The sequence below is a fragment of the Streptomyces sp. NPDC057280 genome, assembly GCF_042668605.1.
Taxonomy (GTDB): Bacteria; Actinomycetota; Actinomycetes; order Streptomycetales; family Streptomycetaceae; genus Streptomyces.
On the sequence record NZ_JBHUYR010000014.1, the window covers coordinates 1 to 21,453 of the forward strand.

A 21,453-nucleotide genomic window follows, 5' to 3' on the forward strand; every position below is an offset into this window, starting at 1 on the left:
ACCGACGACACCGACCTGCCCACCGAACTCACCGCATAGCCTCAAAGAAGAGATCACCGAGTGGCCGTCAATACACCACTCCAGCGGACGTGACCCGCTGGACAGCGAGGAGAGTCGCATCTCCGCTTGATTGGCTGTCACCTCTCACCGAAAGTGCGCGTCACCGTCGCGATTTCGGACAACAGCCGCAGTACGTCCTCAAGGCTGTCGAGTACTGCGTCGGCTCCCGCTGAGGCCAGTTCGTGGGCGGTGGCCTTGCCGGACGCGATGCCGATCACCGAAGCCCGCCTTCGATACCGGTGCGGACATCTTCGAGGGAGTCTCCGATGATGACGGTGTTGGTGCTCGTGAAAGCTGTCCCGAGCTTGGCCTGAGCCCGCTTCTGCGCGACGGCGACGAGGGAGGGCCGGTGCTCGTCATCCGAGGAGTATCCGCCGATCTCGGTGTCCAGGAAGGCATCAAGCCCAAAGGCCTCGAGCTTCAACTGCGCGTTGGGCTTGAGGTTCCCTGTGACGACGGTCGGCACGTAGAGCGGCTGCTCGTGCACGGCCTTCAGGGCCGATACGGCGCCCCGCATGAGCACGCCCTGCTGGCGCAGGTCTTCCCGATGCGCCGCGAGCCGCTCCGGCAGGAGTTCGACCATGCGCGGCAGCAGCCGGGGAACGTCCGATGTCGGCACGCCGTTGTCCAGGAGCAGGGATCGGATCGCGAGGGGCATGGTGACGCCGGTTCCCCGGGCCGGAAGCCGCTTTGCGGGGCCGCCCGACGATCTCGGCGAAGGTCTCGCGGTAGACCTGCCGATCGATCTCACCGACGTACAACAGCGTGCGGTCGATGTCCCACAACACGAGGAACTGTTCGGCTTCAGCCACTCCCGACTCCTTGCCCTTGACCGGGACCACCCTGTGGCTGCGAGAGTACGTGGATCCAGCCGCGCCGATTATGTCAACGTGAGTGCCTGGCTACTGTCCGCGGCCAGTGGCGAGGGAGGGTTTCCGACACGGCTGGATTCGCGCGGACAATCTGTCCGTAGGTACTTCGACGCTGACCTCTTGACTGTCAGGCGATGGCCCTACTCATTTCTCGTCCGCTTCATCCAGACATGCCCCGTTTCGGTCGTGTGATCGGCGGATCAGGAAGCGACGGCAAGCCGCTTCGGGCCGCTGTCACGAATCCACGTCTCGGGCGCGGGGCCATCGGCTCTGTTAACAGTTGGCGACCAAGGGCGCAGGCTTGGACATTATCCGTACTCTGATCGAAGTGCTTCATCGCGAAGGGACAGGTCCACCGATGAGTGAAAACCTGACGCTGGGAGACCGTCTCCGTATCGCTCGTAGGACACGGAAACTGTCTGCCGCCCAACTGGCACAGAAGGTCGCGGTCTCCCCGAGCTACGTGCAGAAGTTGGAGTCGGGCGCGCGCAAGGCTTCACCCTCGCTGGTACTGGCTCTCGCCAAGGCGCTGCGCTTCGGTCCCGAGGTCCTGACCGGCCAGCCGTACTACGGCGAGCCTGAGGCGGAGGACGGCGTCCACGCCGTCATACCCGAGCTCCGCCGTCTTCTGCTCTGCTACGACAGCCCCGACGACCTGGAGATCGCTCCGCGGGCGCTTCCCGTGCTCGCCTCGGAGGTCGACCAGGTGGCGGCCCTGCGCCGCGACGCACGCTATGCCCCGATGGGCCCCCTGCTGCCGCCGATCATCACCGAGCTGACGCATGTGGCCCTCGCTGGCGACAATGGCGATCGGGCCAAGGCGTTCTGGCACCTGGCACGCGCCTATCGCGCGGTGAATTCCCTGGCCCACAAGATGGGCCACCACGACCTCTCGAACACGGCCCTGGAACGCGTCCGTTGGGCGGCCGACCACTCCGGCGACCCGCTGATGCAGTTCACGGCTGGCTACCTTGTCGCGGGAGCGATGCTGCGCCAGGGTGCGTACTCGCCTGCCCGCCGCAAACTCCTCGGGCTGCGAACCGAGTTGGAGCGGGTCCAGCCCGAACGCTCCTTCACCCAGGACGCGCTCGCCGTCGACGGCGCGCTGCTGCTGAAGCTGGCCGTACTCGAAGCCCGCGAGAACAACGCCGACCGCGCCGACGACTACCTGAGGGAGGCGGAGCAGGTCGCGGCCATGGCAGGCAACCGTGACTCGCTCGCGTACGAAATGTCGTTCGGTCCGACGAACATCCGCATCCACGAGGTGCACGCGATGATCGACACGGGCGACACCGAGCAGGCCCTCGCCCGTCTCGTTGAATGGTCTCCGACTTCCGGCGGTGAGTGGGCGCCGCCCGCTACGACCGTCGGCGAGCGGTCGAGCCACCACTTCATCGACGTGGCCTCCGCGAAGCTCGCGGAGAACGACCGGGACGGTGCCTTCGCGGACCTCAAGCGCGCACGGAAGGTCGCGCCCAACCACACGCGGTTCCACCCGTCCGTTCGCGAGACCACTGCGGCGCTGCTCAGGATGGACGCTCATCCCTCCAACGAGCTGTCCGCGTTCGGTAGTTGGACTGGCATTAGCACAACCTGAGGTTGTGTCAAGGGCTTTGGCGAGCGGAGCCCACGGACAAGCTGTCCGCGCAGGACAGCTTGCTGAATGGAATGGTCTCCTCACACGCAGTGGTGAGGAGGCCTTTTCCATGTCCGACGACAATCCCGCGGCTCGCGCGAACCCGCCGCGCTGGATGCCCATCGGCGAGGAGCCCGAGCTGTGCTCGGCGGGGGAGTGGTGGGATGCCGTGCGCGCCGTGGAGGCCGTGGGCCAGCGCGCGATCGAGATCCTCCAGGAGGGGGACGAGCCGGTCGGTCCGGTGATCCTGGACCACGGCGGTCCGGAGCCCCGGCTGTACTTCCTGGTTCCCGTGGGTACTGCGGCCCGCTGGGAGGAGCCGGGAACCGTCGCGCTGGGACAGAAGTGCCACGTCGTCGTGCCGTCCGCCGAGAGCACGACACCTCCGGGGATGCACTGGCACGTCTTCCCCCGCGGCCCGCGGGCGCTCACACGCCCCGATGCTCTGCGCCAAGCGCTGAGCCAGGCTCGCCGGGAGCGGCGAGGGACCGCCGAGGAGACGGCTTCCTGATGGCTCTGAGTATCTCCCTCGTGCTGCTGCTCGGCATCCTTGTGATCGTTCTGGTCCGCGGCAAGTCCGTGAAACCCGGACCCGCGATCGTGTGCGTGCTCTTCGGGTTCTTTCTGGCGAGCACTTCCGTGGCCCCGAGCATCAACCGGTTCATGACCGGCGTCGCCGACATGATCGGACAGATTCGCTTCTAGGGACCCGACTCGGCTTCGGATTCCTCTTCCCCGCTCGGCCGGCGGTCCGCCCCATGCACTTGGCGGCCCTTCCCCCAACCTGCCTGAGGCCCTGATGACATTCACGTCCAACTCGGAGATCGCGTCCGCTCGCACAGCCCGTCCGCATCGGACGAAGGGTTCCGATCCCGTTCGCCAGCCGCTCTTGGTCCGTGGCGAGGGAGTCTGATGCGTCTCGTCTATCACCCCGCCGGCCATGACGACGCCCTACGTGTGGCCCTGGTCGAACTTCAGGCGGGGCGTTGGAAGTCGGCGCGCGAACTGCTGGGGAAGACGGGCACGCACTGGACACTGCGAACGTCACGCACCCAGTTACTGGCCGTGGCCGCCGCCCGGTCCGACGTGGTCGACGTCTGGCTCGCCGAGGAGCCCGACAGCTACGACGCGCAGCTGATGGCTGTACGTGTCGCGGTCGAGAGGACGCTGCGTGCGCACCGTCAACAGCACCCGAGAACCCTGGAGTTCGAGACGCGGGCGCGGCGTGCGGCGCTGCTGGCGGCTCGTCGTGCTCCGTACGATCCCGTGCCGTGGGTGTGCCTGGTGGCCCTGGCCCAGGTCGACGCACAGCAGCTACGTCAGGAGCACCGGATGCGGTCCGCCGAGCCGATGCTCCCCAGCGGCCCCTGGGGACTCCTCCATGAGGTCAACCAGCGTGATCCGTACAACCGCGAGGCCTACCATCGCGTACTGCAGTTCCTGCTTTCCCTCGATGGTCTGCGGGCTTCCTCGTTGGCGGCGGTCGTCGACTTCGCCTGGTCGGTGGCGGGGCAGAGGCCGGTCGGCTCGCCCCTGCTGCTTCTGCCCGCGTACGCGCAGATCGAGCAGCGTCGTGCCCGGACGGATCCGCTCTGGCGGCGGCAGTGGGCGGAGGATCCCGCGCTCGGCTACACACTGAACGCCTTCCACGACTGGTTTCGCAAGGCGCCTCCCGGGCTGTGCTCGGTGTCCGACCTGAACCATCTCGCCTACGCCTTGTGGGCTGGTCACCAGTACCTCGAAGCGTCCGAGGTCTTCGAGGCTATGGGCCCGTACGTGGCGCGTGAGCCCTGGGCCTCTGTGCATGACGGCGCGGCAGCGGCGGACCCCGGGGAAGCGCTGCTGCTTCGGGCGCGCGCTGAGTCTCTCTCTTTCTCCCGGAAGCGCAGGCCTCGCGCTGGGCCGCACCCGTAGTCGTCCGCTGACGCCCGCTCAATGTCAATTGGCATGCACCTGTCCATTCGGTTGTTTCTCGCTCCCTACGGAGGTTGACCTGTGTCTCGCCCAACTCCGCACCACCGCGCCCAGCGACAGAAGGCCGATGACGCCTACCTGAGGGAACTCGGTTACGAGCCTGTGCTGACCCGACGCATGGGGCCGTTCGGGAACTTCGCGCTCAGCTTCTCGATCATCAGCGTCCTGTCCGGGTGCATGACCCTCTTCGGCTTCGGCCTCGCCACGGGTGGCCCGGCCGTCATGCTGTGGGGCTGGACCCTGGTGGGTCTGATGGTGCTGATGGTCGGTGCCGCGCTCGCCGAGGTCACCTCCGCCTACCCGGTGTCCGGCGCCCTGTACTTCATGGCCAACAAGCTCGGCGGCCCCCGCTGGGGCTACGGGACCGGCTGGCTCAACCTGCTCGGTCTGATGGGAGGAATGGCCGGCGGTTGCTACGGCACCGCCCTGTTCACCGGCGCGTGGCTCAACCTCCAGTGGGGTTTCACCCCTACCCCGGAGCGGACGATGGTGATCTTCGCGGTCATCCTGCTGCTGCTCGCCACACTGAACCTGTTCGGCGTGCGCCTGGTCAGCATCCTGAACTCGATCAGCGTCTGGTGGCACCTCGCCGGTGTCGCGGTCATCGTCGGGGCGCTGGCGTTCGTCCCTTCCCACCACCAGCCGGCGAGCTTCGTGTTCGGCGAGTTCACCAACCACACGGGCTGGAGCAACCCCCTCTACGTGGGGCTGCTGGGACTCCTGCTCGCCCAGTACACCTTCAGCGGCTACGACGCCTCCGCCCACCTCTCCGAGGAGACCGAGCACGCGCAGGTCAGCGCCGCCCGGGGTATCGTCCGCTCGATCTTCTGGTCGTGGGTCGTCGGCTTCGTGCTGCTCGCCGGGATGCTGTTCGCGATCCAGGACTACGCCGGAACCATGGGCAGCGCGACCGGCGTTCCCCCCGCCCAGATCTTCCTCGACGCGCTCGGGCCGACGGCCGCCAAGGCCCTGCTGCTGGTGATCATCGTGGCGCAGCTGTTCTGCGCTAACGCGGGCCTGGCCTCGGCCAGCCGCATGGTGTTCGCGTTCTCCCGGGACGGCGCCCTGCCCTTCTCCAACACCTGGCGTCGCCTGAGCCGCCGCACCCAGACTCCCGTCTTCGCCGTATGGCTCGCGGTCGCAGTGCCCTTCGTGCTGGCTCTGCCGAGCCTGTACAGCACGACCGCGTACACGGCGATCACGAGCATCAACGTCATTGGCATCACGCCGGCCTACGCCATACCGATCTACCTCCGGATCAAGAACCGGCACCTGTTCCGGCCCGGCCCGTGGAACCTCGGCCGGTGGGGCGTGACGGTCGGCACCGCCGCCGTCGTCTGGGTGGGGTTCGTGACCGTGCTCTTCTGTCTGCCGCAGACCCGCCCTGAGGGCGACGCGTTGGTGAGCGTCGACTCCTTCAACTACGCGCCGATCGCGCTGGTATCCGTCCTCGTCCTGGCCTGGATCTCGTGGCGATTCAAGGGGAAGCGGTCGTACGAGGTGCCCGCCCAGAGCTTTGACCATTCGGCGAGCACGTACGAGGACGAGGTCGTCTAATGACCGAGTCCTCTTCGACTAACGGGTCCGTCGCCCGCCTCGCTACCAAGCGCACCTCCTCGCCGCACGGCCGCTCGGAAGGTCAGCTCTCTCTGACTGACCTTCGGAACCTGGTCAAGGCGTGCCGGATACGGACGGTGCTGCTGGCCCTTCCCGACCTCCAGGGGAGGCTGAAGGGGAAGTGGTACGACGCTCGGCACTTCCTCAGGAACGTCGCCCACGACGGGGCCGAGTTCTGCGCGTATCTGCTCGCCACGGACGTCGACATGAACCCCGTACCCGGCTTCGCGCTGGCCTCGTGGGAGACCGGCTACCAGGACCTGGCCGTCAGTCCGGCGCTGTCGACGCTGCGGACACTGCCCTGGATGGAGGGGACCGCCGTCGTGCTGGGCGACGCGGTGCACCATGACGGCACACCGATCGAGGTCGCACCCCGCCAGATACTCCAGGGGCAGCTGACGCGCCTGGCCCGGCACGGCCTGCACGTCAAGGCAGGGCTGGAGACCGAGTTCGTGCTCTACCAGGGCACGTACGCGGAGGTCGCCGGGTCCGGACACCAAGGGCTGAGGCCTCTTACGACGGAGAACCTCGACTACGCGCTTGATCACCCGCCTGGTGCGCACCGGTTCTTCCGCCGCTTACAGCGCGCGCTTGCCGGGGCCGGCCTTCCCCTGGAGGCAATCAAGACCGAGGGTGCCCCGGGCCAGGTGGAGGTCACCTTCCCGTACGGCGGGGTGCTCGCCGCCTGCGACGGGCACCTGCTTTTCAAGCACGCGGTCCGAGTCCTGGGGGCAGGGGCGGGGCTGGCGCCCACGTTCATGGCGGCTCCGGCGACCGGCATACAGAGCGGCCTCCACCTGCACGTGTCGCTGTGGAGGGGCGGCATCAGCCAGTTCAACGAGCCCGGCGACGGCGGCCTTTCGCGGATCGCGCGCCAGGCCGTCGCCGGACTCGTCGACGCCCTGCCGGAGCTGGCCCCGCTGTACGCGCCGAACATCAACTCCTACAAGCGGTTCGTGTCCGGTTCGTGCGCGCCCACCACGATGACGTGGGGTTACGACAACCGCACCTGCGCGGTCCGTGTCGTCGGATACGGAGACGGCCTGCACCTGGAGATCCGCGTCCCGGGGGCGGACGCCAACCCGTACCTGGCCCTGTCGGCGGTCCTGGCGGCCATCGACCACGGCGTCGAGCAGCAGCTCGCCCTCGGTGCGGCTACGACCGGCAACGCCCACGACGCGGAGGGCACAGCGGTGCCACCCACCCTCCAAGAGGCGCTCCATGCCTTCCGGAACAGCGCCCTCGCGGAGGACGCCTTCGGCACCGAGGTGGTCGCCCACTACGCCCACCTCGCCCAGTTGGAGATCGACCACCATCACCCGCTGGTCACCGATGCCGAGCGGCAGCGGTGGCTGGCGCGCGCGTGACCTGCTCCTCCCGGAAGGATCTCTGGTTCCCATGACTGCCCGCCCGACCCGCCAACCGTGTCCCCAACCAAAGGTGACCAGTTCAGGCCGCATTGTCAGTGGCCCTTGGCAAGCTACTCACCCACAACATGACACTGAGCGCGTCCGGATTGTCACTCATCGTGGTACGTCCGGACGGCCCGGCGAGCGGAAGGGCGCACAGTGACCGACATGCCCAGCGCGCTCCACCACCTGGTGGAGTCGGTGACCGACACGTACGCGGTGGTCGCCGAGCACCTTCGGCCCGGAGACATCCGGCCTTCCGTCTGGGAGGTCAACGGGCCTAGCGGCGAAAGGTGGTTCGGGAAGCTCCACGCGGGCCCGAAACTCCATCGACGCGAGGTGCACGCGTACCGGAACTGGACGGTTGCCCTGGGCCCGGGTAACGCACCCGAGTTGGTCTCAGCGGACACGCAGACGCGCACCGTCCTCGTCACCGCCGTTCCCGGGCGCGGCCTCGACACGCTGCGCCTGCCGGCCGAGCAGGAACGGGCGGCCTACGAGCACGCCGGTGAACTGCTCGCCCGGTTCCACACCGCGGCAGCCGACGAGCCGATGCCGGAAGCGACCGAGGAGTCATGGGACGAGGAGGTCGCCCGGCTGATGGACCGTACGGCGGCGCACGCGCCAGAGCACGACGTCGCGATGGTGCGCATGCTCGCCAAGGAAGCTCCTCCACGCCTGCCCCAGGTGTCCCAGCACGGCGACTACATGCCCAAGAACTGGATGTGGGACGAGACCGAGCAGCGCCTGCGGGTCATCGACTTCGAGCGGGCCGAACTCCGGTCCGCCGCCTACCGCGACATGAGTCGGCTGCGCTACCGGATCCTGTGCCACCGCCCCGACCTCGACGCTGCTTTCCACCACGGATACGGCCGCCCCCTCACCGAGGAGGAACAGAGCGCGTGCCGGGCATACGCGGCACTGGATGCCCTGGACTCTCTGGACTGGGGGATCAAGCACCGCGACATTGGCCTGGTCGACGAGGCGCAGACCATGTTGGAGAACCTGCGCCGGGAGACCGGCAGGAGCGTGTGGGGCGGGTGGCGCGCGTGAACGCCTTCGCCGTCCTCATGGCTCCCCGTCCGTCCGCACGTGGAGACCGGTGATCCGTATGGACGAAGCAGGCTGGGGTGACACGCTGACCGCCGAAGTACTGGAAGACCGGTACGGGCTGGTCGCCGACGTCGTGGAACCGGTGCACATGGGCACGGACACCATCAACCGGCGAGTCCTGACGGACGACGGGCTGAGGCTGTTCGTCAAGCAGTACCGCTCGATGGCCGACCTGGACCCGGCACGCAGCGCGTGGGACATGTCGGAATACTGCCGTGCAGCGAGGCTCCCCGTTCCCCGGGTGTGGCCTGACGCCGACGACAACCTGGTCACCATCGCCGGAGGCAGCGCATGGGCCGTGGTCGACGAGGCTCCTGGCCGGGTGACGGCATCGGCGATGACGGTCCCCCTCGCCGAGCACATCGGCGTCGTCATGGGGCGCATGCACCGTGCGCTCGCCGCGTACCCGCTCCCCAGGCGCGTGCAGCACACCCGCTGGAGGACCGAGCCCGTCGAGGACGCCGTGGCGAAGTGCGACATCGTGATGGCCAGGGCCACGCGCCAAGGCCACGACCGGCTGGATCAACTGCGAGTTGACCTCGACCAGCGGCGTGCGGACCTACGGGCCCACATCCTCCAGTTGCGGGAGCATGTCCCCGACACGCTGGTGGAACAGGCGCTGCACGCGGACCTCACCCGCACCAACCTGATCACCCTCGCCGACGCCGTCACCGGCGTCATCGACTTCCGCTGCGCCAGCGCGACGCCGGCCTGGGAGTTGGGGCGCGCGGCGTTCGACCCTCGTACCGTCGCCACCAGCACCGAGTGGGCCACTTGCGCCCTGGCCATGGTCAGGGCCTACCGCTCGGAGCACCCCAGTCTCCCCATGCGGGAAGTACAGGCCTGCGCGCGGATCGCGCTGCTGTACATGCTGTTCAGCTTCTACGGCGCCACCACCGCCGAGTACGACCTGCCGCGGGAGGCGGAGGCGGATCTACAGCGGCACTGGGACGAGCGCCAGATCGCCATCCGGCGCCTGCTCGATGACCTGGAGGGCCTCGAAGACGAACTCACCACCCTCGGGGCGAGCGGAGGTGCGGCTTGACCACCAGCGGTTTCCGACCGCACTGAACGAACTACAGCCTCAACCACATATGGCATACAGGGGGGTGCTTTGGCGTATCAAACCGTGGTCGGTCCGCATGTGGCAGCCAACCGCGCAAGGCGCGCAGCTGGGGTTCCGTACGACCTCTCCGGCCCTCGAGTTGGGCTTACAGGTGGACCGGGCCGCAGTCATCGCGCTGCTCGACGTCCAGATCCTCCCGGGGCTCCTAGAGGCGTTTGGACTGATGGGCACCACCGCGGTGCCCTCGCTGTGCCCTTCAGTAACAGCACAGCGAGGGGTGTCGTCGAAGCGGCCATCTACCCCGTGGTGAAGACCAGTTGCGGACAGTACATGCGGCCGGTGACCAGGTAGGCCGGTGAGACGACGAAGCTGACGGGGGCACGGGCGTCGCAGGCGGCCCAGACGTCTTGGCGTGCGGGGTCGGCAGGGATACCGCTGGAGGCGGTGAAGTCCCAGGCATGGTCCAGGCCGGCGTGGCGGATGCGGGTGGCGAGATCGGTGCAATGTCCGCGCAGAGCGGTGATGGCAGCCTCGATGTGCCCGTCATGTTCCGGCAGGTGTAGAAGGCGGATGGTGTCCTGGACCGTGGGAAGGGGCTGGTCCTCGGCGAAGAGCTGTCGGCTGAGCAGGCTGATCAACCGGGCGGTCTGTTCCGTGGCGGGCCGGTCCAGGACACGGTCGCACCGGCTGGCGTAGCGGCGGGCGAAGGTGAGGAAGTTCTGTTCGATGAGGGTGCGGAAGCGGCGGGCGAGGACCTGATGGTCTCCGTGCGGGGCTGCGGCCAGGTCGTCTCGCCCCTCCAGCCGGGCGGCGAGGAGGATTCCCACCTGGCGTTCCAGCCGCTCGATGGACCGACCCATCTGGGTGTGCTGCCGCTCTCCGGCTTTGACGGTCTGTTCCAGTTGACCGATCCGCCTGAGGGCCTGCTTCAGCGGGTCCTCAGGCAAGGCGTCGTAGGTGGCGGCTCGGGCCGAGGGAGGCGCTGGGCGGCTTCGCTCCTGCGCGTCGTGGCTGAAGATGCCGATGATGTCCATGGCTCCTCTGCTAGTCAGTAGTTGGAGTGGAAACGGACCTCGGTGGCCACGCTCTGCCCGCCGTGGACGAGCTCGGCCCGCACCTTGATCTCGGTCTCGCCGAACTTCATGAAGATGCGCACCGCGCGTTCCCTGCGCGGGAACCGCATGACGGAAGCGAGGTCCACCCGTACCGTGCCGATGAGGTCGCAGCCTGGGTCGGTGACGTAGCGGGGATCGGCGTCGTTGGTGGCGAAGATGTCGAACTCCATGGCGTCGACGTCGTCCTCCAACGGGACGTAGCCGTGCATCACCTCGGCATCGGTGGCGATGGACTCTCCGGCGCGGGCGAACACGGAGAACCGATCACGGCAGGTGACCAGGCCGTAAGTGGTCACGTACCGCTTGTCCTCGGGGTCGACCCCTTCCTTGAACGGCTTGTTCACCTCGGTGCCGTAGGTGAACCGGCTGCGTCGGGCGCGCGTCTGTGGGTCGTAGCAGAAGTGGGTGGCGCCGAACAAGACGGCGATATCGGGATTGGGGGGCACCATCACGAGGGCGCGGTCACCGAAGCGTTCCTTGACGGCCTGCTGAAGGTAGGGGGAACTACTGAAGCCGCCGACGAGGAGGATGACGTCGGGTTTGGTGTTCTCGCCGCGCGTGGCGGCCATCGCCCGCAGCTGGGTGTCGATCAGGTCCAGGGTGCCGGGAACGACGGTGTCGAACAGGGCGTGGATGTCTGCGGGGGTTAGAACGATGGCATCGTTGACCTTGTTCTGGCGCCGGGCCAGGCGCTTGCGTGCGGCCGCGCCGATGCGGCGGTCGATGGCGGAGGGGATCAGCAGGTTGATGCTGTCCTCCTGGTCGAGGGTGACGTGCAGCTTGGCGCGTTCCCACTGGTCGATGAGGTTGAGCAGGGCCTCGGGGCAGCTGTCCCTGATCTCGTCCAGGATGTCTGTGTCACCGAGACACTCGGCCAAGTGGCTTTCCTCGAAAGCCCGGTTGAGGAAATCGGAGCCGAACCGGTCTCCGATCGAGCGGCCGATCTCGACCATCTTTCCGGCCGCGTCGTTCTCGTAGGCGGTGATGTCGATGGTGCCGCCGCCGCAGTCCACCACCATGAAGCGAGCCCCGGGCGCCATCAGGTCTTCGCCTGCATCGCCGTCCTCGCCGATGACGCGAACGCCGCTTACGCGGGCATAGTGCGCCGCCGATTCCGGCTCCAGGGACAGCAGCACCCGGCCGTCCTCGCCGGGGAGGCCGGCGTTCTTGGCGACATCCCGCATTACCGCCTTCTGGTAGTCGCTCCAACAGGCAGGGACGGTCAGGCACCAGCGCAGATCGTCCTCGTCGTAGCCAGCGGCAGTGATCTGTCTGAGCGTCGTCGTCACCACCTGACGCAGCAACGTCGACAGCAAGTCCGGCGTCACCTCGTCGACGCTCAAGCTGGTGGAACCCGCCGCTGTCGGGGCACTCTCCTCCTCGGCCGGGTCGTTCTCGGCCAGGATCGCGTTCTCCGGATCTGACACCGGATGCGCGCCGAGATCCATTTTGAAGCCCTGGTGATAGCGGGCGCCCTTCTCACGGAGTTCGGCTCCTTGAGTCAGCCATAGGCGACGGGCTTCGTACCCCCAGGCGATCAGATCTCCGTCGGCGTCCAGCAGGAGCGCGGACAGGTTCTTGGCGGTCGGTGCAGGCTGGGACTCCCATTGGTTGAAGAAGTGGATTTTCCGGCTGACCGGGTCGGCGTTGGAGTCTGAAATAACGCACCAGGACGAACCGATGGCGTGCGTGCCGACGTCAATGGCCACGACAAGGCGAGCTGAGGACACGAGGCTCATTTCGATGAGAGGCGGGACAGGTGGGTCTCCGCTGACGATGGGACAACTCGGGGGGTGCGCTGTGCAGAACTGCACAGGGAGCCCGGTTGAGAGCGCAGCGGCAGTCTCAGATCTGGCAGAAACACTCGCTTCGCTCAAGGATGTGTGCCCACGGTGGGCGCGCGGCCACTCGAACGGCGCAATGGTCGTGTGCAAGCCTGAACACGGGTGCGCAGAACTGTGCATTCGCAGGCTGTTACGGGTTAGCGTGCCCGCATGTACAGCGACAGCACGAGGCGCTCGCACCTGATCGGCATTTACGAAACCAGCGGTCCCGGCGCACACCGGCCGCAGGGGGAGGACGCCTCAGAAGATGATCTGCGTGAGCGACTCGCTGAATATGGGCGTATGCGCGCCTCGCGGGATCCCCTCGTAACCGGCGCGAAGAAAGCAGGCCTAAGCGAAGTGGAAATCGCGCAGCTCACCGGGCACTCACGGAATACCGTTCGCAGCATTCTGAAGCGGAACGGCGTGGTTTGAAAGCTGCAATCGCTGGGGTCTGAGTAACAGTGCCTAACAGAATGGGCACTGAGGCTTGCGCTTACGGGTATCCCGGGTCGGCACCGGCGTTGCACCCTGTCAGGGAGCGCTCCAGCAGCTCCAGAAACTGTCGAAGGTCATCCGTCAGCCTGTCGAACCCTGCTTCGTCCAGCGAGGCCGACGGTGCCCGGTGAATGGCCCCGTCGGGCCCCGCGACGTAGATCAGGCCGCCCGTTCGAGCCGATAACCAGGCCATGGCCCTTTTTGGTCCGTGCCCACGTCGACAACGCCGTACTCCTGGAACTGGACCAGGACGCGACCGGATCGAGGTAGTAACCGTTGCCGACGTCCGCCCGGTGACTTGGGCGAGCTTGCGAGCCGCGGGTTGATCGTCGTAGATGGCCGGCCGGACCTGGTTGGTCCCCGGAGGGAAGCAGCGCCGATGATCGAACTCGCCTGTCATGGCCGAGAGAGTCTCGGAGACCCTGTCTGTCCACAAGGCCAGCCAGGAAGTAGGAAGCGATCGGTCACTCGTGAGGCTGGATCACGGCATGAGCCACGGACATCCACACAACTAAGACTTTCCTGTAACCAGGATCACGGAAAGATGCACTTAACGAGACAGCCTTTACATGACAGGTGTCAGCTGACCCTCTCATACTTCAGCCAACTCCGGTTCGGTCCGTATCGCTGTCTCCAGAAGACCGGGGTCCCGTCGATTTTAGTGTCGCAGCGCTGAGGCCCCGTTGCGGGTTTATAATCGCTCGCCGCGAGCAGAAAGCACGAGCTGATCCTCTCCCCAGAGTGGACGGTGGAGATCGCATGGAAGGCGATGTATTCGGGGTATCGATCGCTCATTGAAGGCAACTCTGCTTTTAAAGTCTCAAAACCGTCGACGCCATTGATCATCTTCGTTACGCTGAGATTCCGGGGAATGTCTATCACGATGGATGTAGTTGACTTGCGTGCAAGGACGGCACCCGATGGGCGGAACCGCAGCTGCAGTTGGTCCATTCCGCATCCCCAATTCAGTTCCCCCGAGGCGGGGGTTGTGAATCCTTGCGCCAGTCCAGAATTAGCAGAAACTGATCCTTGTTTTATTTTCCCTGAAGGGTCCACGGTGATGGGCGCTTGGATGCCGTAGACAAGTATGTATGGGACTTCTGCGCAAACTGGCCCTTGAAATGTGACGATGAGTTCCACTTCGGCGAGGGACTGATCCTCACTTCGGAGGTTTTGGAGAGGGAGTATGGCCCTGTATGATTTATCTGATGAAGCTACGGTAAATCCTAGGTTTTCTATTCCTTGTGTCTCCTTTTCGGGGCTTCCTGAGCGTGCCCCATCCACAGTCCCGGAGTGGTTCCGGTCCAGGACCACTGTCAACGTCGCCGTGAGCGTCACCGCGCTAATGACAGTCGCCACCATGAGTGCCCGTTTTCTCACGGAACTGCCACGCCAGCGTCTCACAACTGAACGCATTTGATGCGTGAGCATCGACTGAGGCTGTGGCAACACCTGGAAATCGACAAGCTTTACGCCCAACTCTGTCCACCACGAGTTGGCGTTCGGAAGATTTTCGATGAGGCTAATGGGAACCACAGTGAGGGAAGACTCTCCCTGCCGTTCGACATGCTCAGAAATCACGCCCAGAATTCTGTCTTCCACAAGGACGGCCGCACCCGACATGCCCGACCACTGCGATTCCCTCAATGGTTCCCGACCAGGGGGAAGCGGTCTGGGTTTGTGCGTTACCTGAAGGGTTAGGAGGCCGGAGACAAGGTGCTCTGCGATGGGGATGTAGCCGCTGACGTGGCAAGTCTCGCGGACGGCCGACGGACCGTCGCTGTTCTTCATGAAGCGGGGAAACCCGACGGCGTGACATTTTTCCACGGTGGTCAGATTCGGTGTCCGTCGGGAGATCCGCGCAAAGCGCATCGGCGGCAGGTCACTGACCTCTTCGTCGAGCTCGATCAGCGCCAGATCCGCAGTCTCCAAGTCGCCAAACAGTTTTAGGGTCGCGTTCCATTCTGTCTTGGGCCCACCGATTTCGCCGGCACGTCGAACGAACAAAGCACCCTTGCCTGCGACATGCCCTGAGGTCAGGACGCGCCGACCATCGATGAGGAAGCCCGATCCCACTGCCCATCTAGGGACGGTGTCGGTTCCGCGATCAGCCAGGACCTCGACCAATCGGTCTTGAATCACAGCGCCACGCACGATTAGTTGGGCTTGCTCTGAGACCCGGATGACACTTTGATGGGGTCTCCATTTGTGTCGACAGGCGGCTCGAGGACTATGGTCACTTTCTGTACGGCGTCGTGCTCTACTTTGCCGCCCGCACCAAACTGCAGCACCCACACTTTGACCTTGCCATCGGCCTCAGCAGTCTTTTTCAAGCCGACTTGGAACTCAAGGGTCACTTGCCCTACAGGGAACTGGATGTCCGAGGCGGCTCCGGCTATGGCTAGCCTCAATTCATCACGAATCGTCTCGACAGCCTCTGCTAGACCCAGTTCGCTCATGTCGCCCCGTTTCGGATGATTCTGACCGAATAGACATCACAAGCCTAGTACCGCAGGTGGAGACAGGTGCAGCACTTGCTGAGATCTGATTCGGAGACCGGTACGCCGTGTCTGACCATGCGGACGACGGCCTTGAGGTGGTTCCCGTCTCAGGCACCTGGAACGGCAACAGCACCAGCCACTGCGTCGACGGCGACGTCCTCACCCCCACCCGCAGCCCGCTGAGAAGCACCAGGGCCAACCTCTGACTGGCTGTTTTCACCCCCGGGGCGCACCGGCTCGACAGCCTGATATCCGGCAAGACTCTGGCCGGCGCTGCCGATGAGCAGCGCGTGTCGCGGCCCTGGGGACCCTGTACACGGTACTGGGCCGTGACGGCATAATCAGGAGCATGACCGGCGAGGACGTACCGCTCACACCGGGACCCTCACCCGAGCGTCGTGCCCCCGCGGTGGTGCAGTACGGGCTGGGTGACGTCTGGGTGATCGCCGTCAGCGGCGAGTTCGATCACCACACCTCTGCCGCTCTCGCGGAGGCGCTGCAGACCGCCGCGCGCAAACACCAGCGGGTAGTGGTCGATGCGGCAGGGGTGGCGTTCGCCGACTCGATGTTCCTCACCCTGCTCCTGAACATCCACGGCCAGACCGACCTGCGTGTGGCCGCACCCTCCCCTCAGGTAGCGCGCATCCTGGAACTGACCGGCGCCGACACCGTGTTGCCGGTGCGGCCGACCGTCGCCGAAGCCGCCGCCGACTGACTCCCCTCAGCCGTCCCGTTCACGGTTTCTGATCCATTTCGAAGGCAGCATCCTCCCGTTGCCCCTGCCTCGGAGGACAGACCACTGTCCCCGTGTCGGCTGTAGCGTCGGCTGGCGGGTGGCGGGTCCTCGCCCAGAAACGCCACGATCAACCGTCCCTCGGCGTCCATCTGCGGCTGCCCGCCCAGCCGCACGCCGCATTCCCGTCCATGCGGCCAGATCAGCCGTGCCTGACGCCCCGGCCGTAGCGCGCCCGCGAGCCGCAGCGGAACACCCCGCACTGGGCCGCCCCACTGGGGAACCTCGGCGGGCGTGACCTCATCGAACTCCGCCTCGATGGGGATGTGCTCGTCGTCCACCAGCAGCACGGCGGACACGGAGAAAGGCGACACGCCCTCAGTGTGCCCGCCGACGGTCGCATCCGCGATAAGCCACCCCGGAATATCGGTGGCCCCTGGTCTTCGAGGGGAAGACCAGGGGCCACCTGCCATGACAGCCGCTCACCAAGGCAGGGCGCACGAGGTCCCGTGCCTCACGCCGGCGAGGAGCTGGTGACCGCGCGACACCCGGTGTGTACGCGCGTGTCACCCTCCCAACGCACCCGGCCCGACACGGTCACGGGTCTTGGCCGACGCTCGGGCGGGCCGGAGCCGCTTCCCGCAGAGGTGCGGTTGCTGCTTGCTAGGCGGACACGTGCATCGTGTGTTCGTCTGTATGTGCGCGGCGTTCAGGACCGGTCTTGATCAGCCGCGCGTGGTGGCACGACTCCGGGCACTCCAAGATCAGGCAAGGCCGGCTCGGTCCGTGGTGGGGTGTTGAGCGCCGCCTCGTACCGGGCGTCGATGATCTGGTTGAAGTGCTTCATCCGCCGGGTGGAAGCCGTCGAGATACGGGCCTGTCGAGTCCGTGCCCAGAACGAGCGGCCGATCTCGCCGGCGAAGATCTCGTCGCACATGGACGCCAGCCACTGCTCCGTGAGGTCCCCGAGCTCGAACCACATCTCCCAGTGCGAGACCACCAGGTTGACGTACATGTGCTGTCGTCGGAGCAGAACCGTCCGGGAGGCGTCGGGGCCGCCCCAGCAGTCGAGGTACTCGGGGTTCTCCATGGCCTGCTTGGTGAACTCCATGTGCATCAAGCGGGTGTTCTGCACGCGGGCAGCCTTCGCTTCCCGTGCCTGGAGTACCAGCGAGGCCGCCACGCCGACGACGGCCAGACCGGACAGGAGCGCGGACACGGCACCGTACGCCTGGGCGATGTCGCCGATCCGCTGCCAGTCCTCTCCGTTGCCGTCCAGCGCGGGAAGCGCCAGGGGAGAGATGACGACGAGGCCCATCGAGCACACGACCGCGAGTACAGACAACGCCAGCGTCGCCGCACGCGACCGGTACCAGGGGCGTCCGTGGAGGACGCGTGCCGCGCGGGTGGCAGTCCCGGGAACGGGTTCCGGAGGTGGTGTCATGCCGACGCCTCCGCGCAACGGGCGCGCAGCAGAGGGCCGGTGACCCGGTCGTGGAACGACGAGAAGTCCTCACCCGTGCCGTAGAGCTGCTCGAAGTCGGTGCGGCAGGCCTCGATCAACTGGGCGTCGTCGTACTGGTACGCGCCGGCCAGTACGCCGTCCGGTCCGTACCTCAGCTCATAGAGACGGATGGTCCCGAGAATGACAAGTTCGGAAAACCATCGGGGGGGTGCCTCTATGTCTTTCGTCAAGCGAGGCGTGGGGTTCTGGGTTCATAGAAGGTGCCGTCGCGGAGCATCGCGAACAGCACGTTGATCCGTTGTCGGGCCAGGCGGAGAAGTGCCTGGGTGTGGGTCTTTCCGCGGGCCCGGCATCGGTCGTAGTAGGTGCGGGAGGCGGGGTCGTGCAGCGCGGCGAACGCGGACAGGAACATCGCGCGTTTCAGGACGCGGTTGCCGCTGCGGGGTGCGTGTTCGCCGTGGATCGAGGTCCCGGACGACTTCGTGGTCGGCGCGAGGCCGGCGTAGGAGGCCAGGTGGGCGGCGGTGGGGAAGCTGGTGCCGTCGCCGACGGTGACCAGCAGGGTGGCGGCGGTCCTGACGCCGACGCCGGGCAGCGACGTCAGGACCTTGGAAAGAGGGTGTGCCTCCAGCAGGGCGCTGATCTGGGCTTCTGTGGCCCGGCGTTGTTCGTGGACGGCGCTGAGGGAGCGGGCCAGGGAGGGAATGACGATGTCGAGTGTGCCGGTGCCCGGGACCACGACGGTCTGCTCGTCGAGTGCCTCGAAGACGTCGTCGATCAGCCGCGTGGCCATGCGCGGGGCCTTGGGGCGGATCACCTCGACGAGTTTGCGGCGTCCAGCTTTTCGCAGGGCGGCTGGGGATCCGTAGCGTTCGAGGAGCCAGGTGACGGCCTGGTGGTCGAGCCGGGGGCCGAGGACTCGTTCCAGGGACGGGTGGAACTGGGTGAGCAGGCCGCGGATCCGGTTGCTGGTGCGGGTGGCCTCGGCGGCCAGGTCCTGGTCGAAGCCGACGAGGACCGTGAGTTCAGCGGTGATCTCGTCGGTGAGTTCCAGCGAGCGCAGGGTGTGCGGCATGGTGCGGGCCGCGTCGGCGATGACGGCCGCGTCGCGGGCGTCGGTCTTGGCCTCGCCGGGGTAGAGGTCGGCGATCCGCCGCATCGACAGGCCGGGCAGGTAGGCGACCTTGCAGCCAGCATCCCGGGCCACCGTCAGCGGCAGGGCGCCGATCGAGGCGGGCTGGTCCACGATCACCAGGACGGTGCCGAACTTGGTCTTCAGCTTCTCGAAGACGTCCCGCAGCTTCGGCTCGGTGTTCGGCAGCTGCTTGTCGAAGACCTTCTTGCCGCCCGGGGTGAGTCCGTGGCCGTGGTGGTGGCTCTTGCCGACGTCCAGGCCCAGGAAGACGCCTATCTCGTCGCTGTCGTTCAAGCCGTCCTCCGATGCGGGGTTGTGCGGTGCTGGCCGGGGCGTTGGCGTCGTGCGCGCATCCACGTTATGCAGACCTGCCGCCTACGAAAGGCCGGGCGTTGCGCTCGGCCGGGCGGTAGTCGGACCTCTCATCAGCGTCTCCAACGGCGCCTCTCGGGCCCGGTGGCACCACCCCCCAGGTCATGCCCTCGACAGGGGGGAACAGCCATGCCGGGCCCGGAGGCCAGCGATCCTCTTGCAGGACCGCGGAAAACATAACGGGGGTGCCAGGAAGCCGGGTCGGGCCTGGCTGGCCACGACCCGGATGTGCTCGCCCTGGCTGACCCGCTCGCGGAGCACGGCCATCTCCCAGACGAGGTAGTCCGACGGTGGGAGCTCGATGTAGCGGGCCCGGCGCAGCACGAGACCGCGGGACTCGGCGTCATCGAACTGCCGCTTGATCGCGGGCTGCACTTCCTCGATCAGGTCGACGGACTCGCGCCAAGCCCCTCGGTTGAACGCCTCCCACGACGAGAAACCTGGTTCCTGGAAGTGCTGCCCGCACTCCAACTTGTCGAAGGTCGTGACCTCGGGACGGGCGTAGTCCTCCCGAAACGCCTGAAGGTATTCCCTGACGGGCAGGAAAGGACCTCGGGCTTCGGGCGCCGACGCGACAAGCGCGCTGATGCTCGGCGCGTCGACGCCCGGTGGCTCGGCCGCGCTCACATCAGGCATCGGGCATGTCCGGCTTCGCAGCAGCGAGGAGACTCCTCGGAATGATCACAAGGCGCTCGTCGGGCCCGACGGAGACTCCCTCGGGAAGACGCTCGGCCACGAGAGCGGTCACGTCACGACCGATCACCGCGACGTCGCCGTTGTCCATCTCCCAGATGTCCGGGCAACTCTCCGAGCCGCTCGTCAATCCCAACTCCTGTGGTGAACGGCCCAGCCGGCGCACGAATCCAGCGTCGGCATCCGCTTCCCACGGGCGACCTATCGCCATCTCCCCAACCTCAAGCCGTAGTTGAAGGCCTACACCATGTGAAGATCGATCCGAGGCTAACAACCGGGCAGGGCACCCGCAATGACACCGTTGGCGTCACCACGGAACTCACCGGTGACATCGGCGTAGATGTCGGGTTCTGCCCTTCCATAGGCTCTTGCGGGTCAGGCCGCAGCGCTCGCCGTCTTCGGACGGGCGGCGTTCAACTGGCCCATGGCCCGGTCAATCGTGATCTCGATGACCACGCGCTCTGGGTCCGGAGCCGGAGTCCGGCCGTACCGAACCGCGTAGCGGGCCACAGCGTCGTCGACCGCCGCTGCGTCGGTCAGCACTTCGGCCGTGCCCTCCAGGGTGGCCCAGCGGCCTCCGTCGACCTGGCAGACAACCGCGCGAGCTTCGCCGGGGCGGGACGCCTGGATGTTGGCGACCTTCCTGCTTGATTTGCGTGTGATAACTCGGGCGACTCCTGCGTCGACATCAAGCGTGACGCCGACAGGCACCACATGGGGAGTGCCGTCGGCGCGAAGCGTGGTCATTGTGCACAGATGGTATTCGCTCCAAAACACTGAGTGCTCAGGTGTCTGGCTGAATATGTCGCTAGGCATGGTCGGGAGCGTAACGCGGATGACTGCACAGAATGGCGCAGAAGTGACCCCTTACACACATCTCTTCGTGCCCCTGGGGCCGCAGGTTCGCTCCTTTAGTGACTAAATACACGGTTTATGCTCCCGCTAAATGTCTCAAAGAGATAACGGATGTGCCCGCCGGTGATGCCGCAGCGGTCAATATGAACGCAAGTGAATCAGCAGTTCAGGGTCATGATCGAAATCGGGATTAGTTGATTTGTCGGGTTTTGCTGCGGCAGATGATCTCTGGTCGTTGGATCTTCAGGGGTGGCTTTTCGGTCTTGATCTCATGTGGGCCTCACGTAAGGTCCGAATCTGTTCCCGTAGAGGCTTCGACGGGTCTCTTGGCTGTTCGCGTTAGCGATCCAGCGGGCTCGGAGAGGCTCTCTCACGTCCTCGTGGCTCGATCGCTGAGGTAGGCATGTGCCCTTTGGCCGGTGCTGGTCTCGGCGCCCGTGACCGCCTTCGTGCGCCGTCCGGGGACACGAACATCGTTGACCCGCGGTGGCTGGTGCCCGGCTCCGAGCAAGAGCC

At 66.2% G+C, this 21,453-nt stretch carries 23 protein-coding genes; 11 read left to right on the forward strand and 12 right to left on the reverse strand.

The window, feature by feature from the left end; genetic code table 11:
* Positions 1-137 precede the first annotated feature (137 nt).
* Positions 138-278, reverse strand: a complete 141-nt coding sequence (locus ACFUO4_RS41805) for a hypothetical protein (RefSeq protein WP_383495438.1) — start codon at positions 276-278, stop codon at positions 138-140.
* Positions 275-718: a haloacid dehalogenase-like hydrolase gene (locus tag ACFUO4_RS41810; RefSeq protein ID WP_383495442.1), complete on the reverse strand. Its 444-nt coding sequence runs from the start codon at positions 716-718 to the stop codon at positions 275-277. Before ACFUO4_RS41810 ends, ACFUO4_RS41805 begins: the two co-directional genes overlap by 4 nt.
* A gap of 572 nt (positions 719-1,290) precedes the next feature.
* Here ACFUO4_RS41810 and ACFUO4_RS41815 point away from each other — a divergent pair.
* The 8 genes from ACFUO4_RS41815 (at position 1,291) to ACFUO4_RS41850 (ending at position 9,726) form a co-directional block, all read left to right on the forward strand.
* A complete protein-coding gene (locus ACFUO4_RS41815; RefSeq protein ID WP_383495445.1) occupies positions 1,291-2,529 on the forward strand; it encodes a helix-turn-helix domain-containing protein in 1,239 nt (412 codons plus the stop codon).
* Between the two features lie 109 nt (positions 2,530-2,638).
* Positions 2,639-3,079 carry a hypothetical protein gene (locus ACFUO4_RS41820; RefSeq protein WP_365176822.1) on the forward strand — a complete coding sequence of 147 codons (441 nt, stop codon included), beginning with the start codon at positions 2,639-2,641 and terminating at the stop codon, positions 3,077-3,079.
* Positions 3,079-3,273, forward strand: coding sequence for a hypothetical protein (locus ACFUO4_RS41825; protein WP_062723556.1), 195 nt, complete (start codon positions 3,079-3,081; stop codon positions 3,271-3,273). The genes ACFUO4_RS41820 and ACFUO4_RS41825 overlap by 1 nt, the downstream gene beginning before the upstream one ends.
* Before the next feature lie 207 nt (positions 3,274-3,480).
* Positions 3,481-4,482, forward strand: coding sequence for a hypothetical protein (locus tag ACFUO4_RS41830; RefSeq protein ID WP_383495449.1), 1,002 nt, complete (start codon positions 3,481-3,483; stop codon positions 4,480-4,482).
* 177 nt (positions 4,483-4,659) lie between these two features.
* Entirely contained in the window at positions 4,660-6,099 is a 1,440-nt protein-coding gene (locus tag ACFUO4_RS41835; RefSeq protein ID WP_383495874.1) for an amino acid permease, read from the forward strand.
* Positions 6,099-7,526 carry a glutamine synthetase family protein gene (locus ACFUO4_RS41840; protein ID WP_383495452.1) on the forward strand — a complete coding sequence of 476 codons (1,428 nt, stop codon included), beginning with the start codon at positions 6,099-6,101 and terminating at the stop codon, positions 7,524-7,526. The genes ACFUO4_RS41835 and ACFUO4_RS41840 overlap by 1 nt, the downstream gene beginning before the upstream one ends.
* 210 nt (positions 7,527-7,736) lie before the next feature.
* On the forward strand, positions 7,737-8,621 hold the full coding sequence (locus tag ACFUO4_RS41845) for an aminoglycoside phosphotransferase family protein (RefSeq protein ID WP_383495454.1): 885 nt from the start codon (positions 7,737-7,739) through the stop codon (positions 8,619-8,621).
* A gap of 58 nt (positions 8,622-8,679) precedes the next feature.
* A complete protein-coding gene (locus ACFUO4_RS41850; protein WP_383495457.1) occupies positions 8,680-9,726 on the forward strand; it encodes a phosphotransferase enzyme family protein in 1,047 nt (348 codons plus the stop codon).
* Between the two features lie 317 nt (positions 9,727-10,043).
* Here ACFUO4_RS41850 and ACFUO4_RS41855 read toward each other — a convergent pair whose 3' ends face one another.
* Together ACFUO4_RS41855 and ACFUO4_RS41860 are read right to left on the reverse strand one after the other, a co-directional pair.
* A complete protein-coding gene (locus tag ACFUO4_RS41855; RefSeq protein WP_383495460.1) occupies positions 10,044-10,781 on the reverse strand; it encodes a hypothetical protein in 738 nt (245 codons plus the stop codon).
* Positions 10,782-10,795: 14 nt separating this feature from the next.
* Complete coding sequence (locus ACFUO4_RS41860) at positions 10,796-12,601, reverse strand: Hsp70 family protein (protein WP_383495463.1); 1,806 nt, start codon at positions 12,599-12,601, stop codon at positions 10,796-10,798.
* A 255-nt stretch (positions 12,602-12,856) separates the two neighbouring features.
* Between ACFUO4_RS41860 and ACFUO4_RS41865 the strand changes: the two genes are divergently transcribed.
* Complete coding sequence (locus ACFUO4_RS41865) at positions 12,857-13,120, forward strand: hypothetical protein (RefSeq protein ID WP_383495466.1); 264 nt, start codon at positions 12,857-12,859, stop codon at positions 13,118-13,120.
* 642 nt (positions 13,121-13,762) lie between these two features.
* On the opposite strand, the gene ACFUO4_RS41870 is transcribed toward ACFUO4_RS41865, so the two are convergent.
* Together ACFUO4_RS41870 and ACFUO4_RS41875 are read right to left on the reverse strand one after the other, a co-directional pair.
* Entirely contained in the window at positions 13,763-15,337 is a 1,575-nt protein-coding gene (locus ACFUO4_RS41870) for a serine protease (protein WP_383495469.1), read from the reverse strand.
* 2 nt (positions 15,338-15,339) lie between these two features.
* The gene (locus ACFUO4_RS41875; RefSeq protein WP_383495472.1) at positions 15,340-15,642 is read right to left on the reverse strand and encodes a trypco2 family protein; all 303 of its coding nucleotides are present in this window, start codon (positions 15,640-15,642) and stop codon (positions 15,340-15,342) included.
* 107 nt (positions 15,643-15,749) lie between these two features.
* Here ACFUO4_RS41875 and ACFUO4_RS41880 point away from each other — a divergent pair, with 107 nt between their 5' ends.
* Together ACFUO4_RS41880 and ACFUO4_RS41885 are read left to right on the forward strand one after the other, a co-directional pair.
* Complete coding sequence (locus tag ACFUO4_RS41880) at positions 15,750-15,890, forward strand: hypothetical protein (RefSeq protein WP_383495475.1); 141 nt, start codon at positions 15,750-15,752, stop codon at positions 15,888-15,890.
* A gap of 143 nt (positions 15,891-16,033) precedes the next feature.
* Positions 16,034-16,399: an STAS domain-containing protein gene (locus tag ACFUO4_RS41885; RefSeq protein WP_383495478.1), complete on the forward strand. Its 366-nt coding sequence runs from the start codon at positions 16,034-16,036 to the stop codon at positions 16,397-16,399.
* Between the two features lie 727 nt (positions 16,400-17,126).
* Here ACFUO4_RS41885 and ACFUO4_RS41890 read toward each other — a convergent pair.
* The 6 genes from ACFUO4_RS41890 to ACFUO4_RS41915 form a co-directional block, all read right to left on the reverse strand.
* The gene (locus tag ACFUO4_RS41890) at positions 17,127-17,762 is read right to left on the reverse strand and encodes a DUF6082 family protein (protein WP_383495481.1); all 636 of its coding nucleotides are present in this window, start codon (positions 17,760-17,762) and stop codon (positions 17,127-17,129) included.
* Positions 17,763-17,857: 95 nt separating this feature from the next.
* The gene (locus ACFUO4_RS41895; protein WP_383495484.1) at positions 17,858-18,112 is read right to left on the reverse strand and encodes a DUF6879 family protein; all 255 of its coding nucleotides are present in this window, start codon (positions 18,110-18,112) and stop codon (positions 17,858-17,860) included.
* Positions 18,109-19,311: an IS110 family transposase gene (locus ACFUO4_RS41900; protein WP_383495487.1), complete on the reverse strand. Its 1,203-nt coding sequence runs from the start codon at positions 19,309-19,311 to the stop codon at positions 18,109-18,111. The genes ACFUO4_RS41895 and ACFUO4_RS41900 overlap by 4 nt, the downstream gene beginning before the upstream one ends.
* A gap of 180 nt (positions 19,312-19,491) precedes the next feature.
* Positions 19,492-20,025, reverse strand: a complete 534-nt coding sequence (locus tag ACFUO4_RS41905; RefSeq protein WP_383495490.1) for a DUF6879 family protein — start codon at positions 20,023-20,025, stop codon at positions 19,492-19,494.
* On the reverse strand, positions 20,018-20,287 hold the full coding sequence (locus ACFUO4_RS41910) for a hypothetical protein (protein ID WP_383495877.1): 270 nt from the start codon (positions 20,285-20,287) through the stop codon (positions 20,018-20,020). The genes ACFUO4_RS41905 and ACFUO4_RS41910 overlap by 8 nt, the downstream gene beginning before the upstream one ends.
* Positions 20,288-20,457: 170 nt before the next feature.
* Positions 20,458-20,898, reverse strand: coding sequence for a pyridoxamine 5'-phosphate oxidase family protein (locus tag ACFUO4_RS41915; protein ID WP_383495493.1), 441 nt, complete (start codon positions 20,896-20,898; stop codon positions 20,458-20,460).
* Positions 20,899-21,453: the final 555 nt, after the last annotated feature.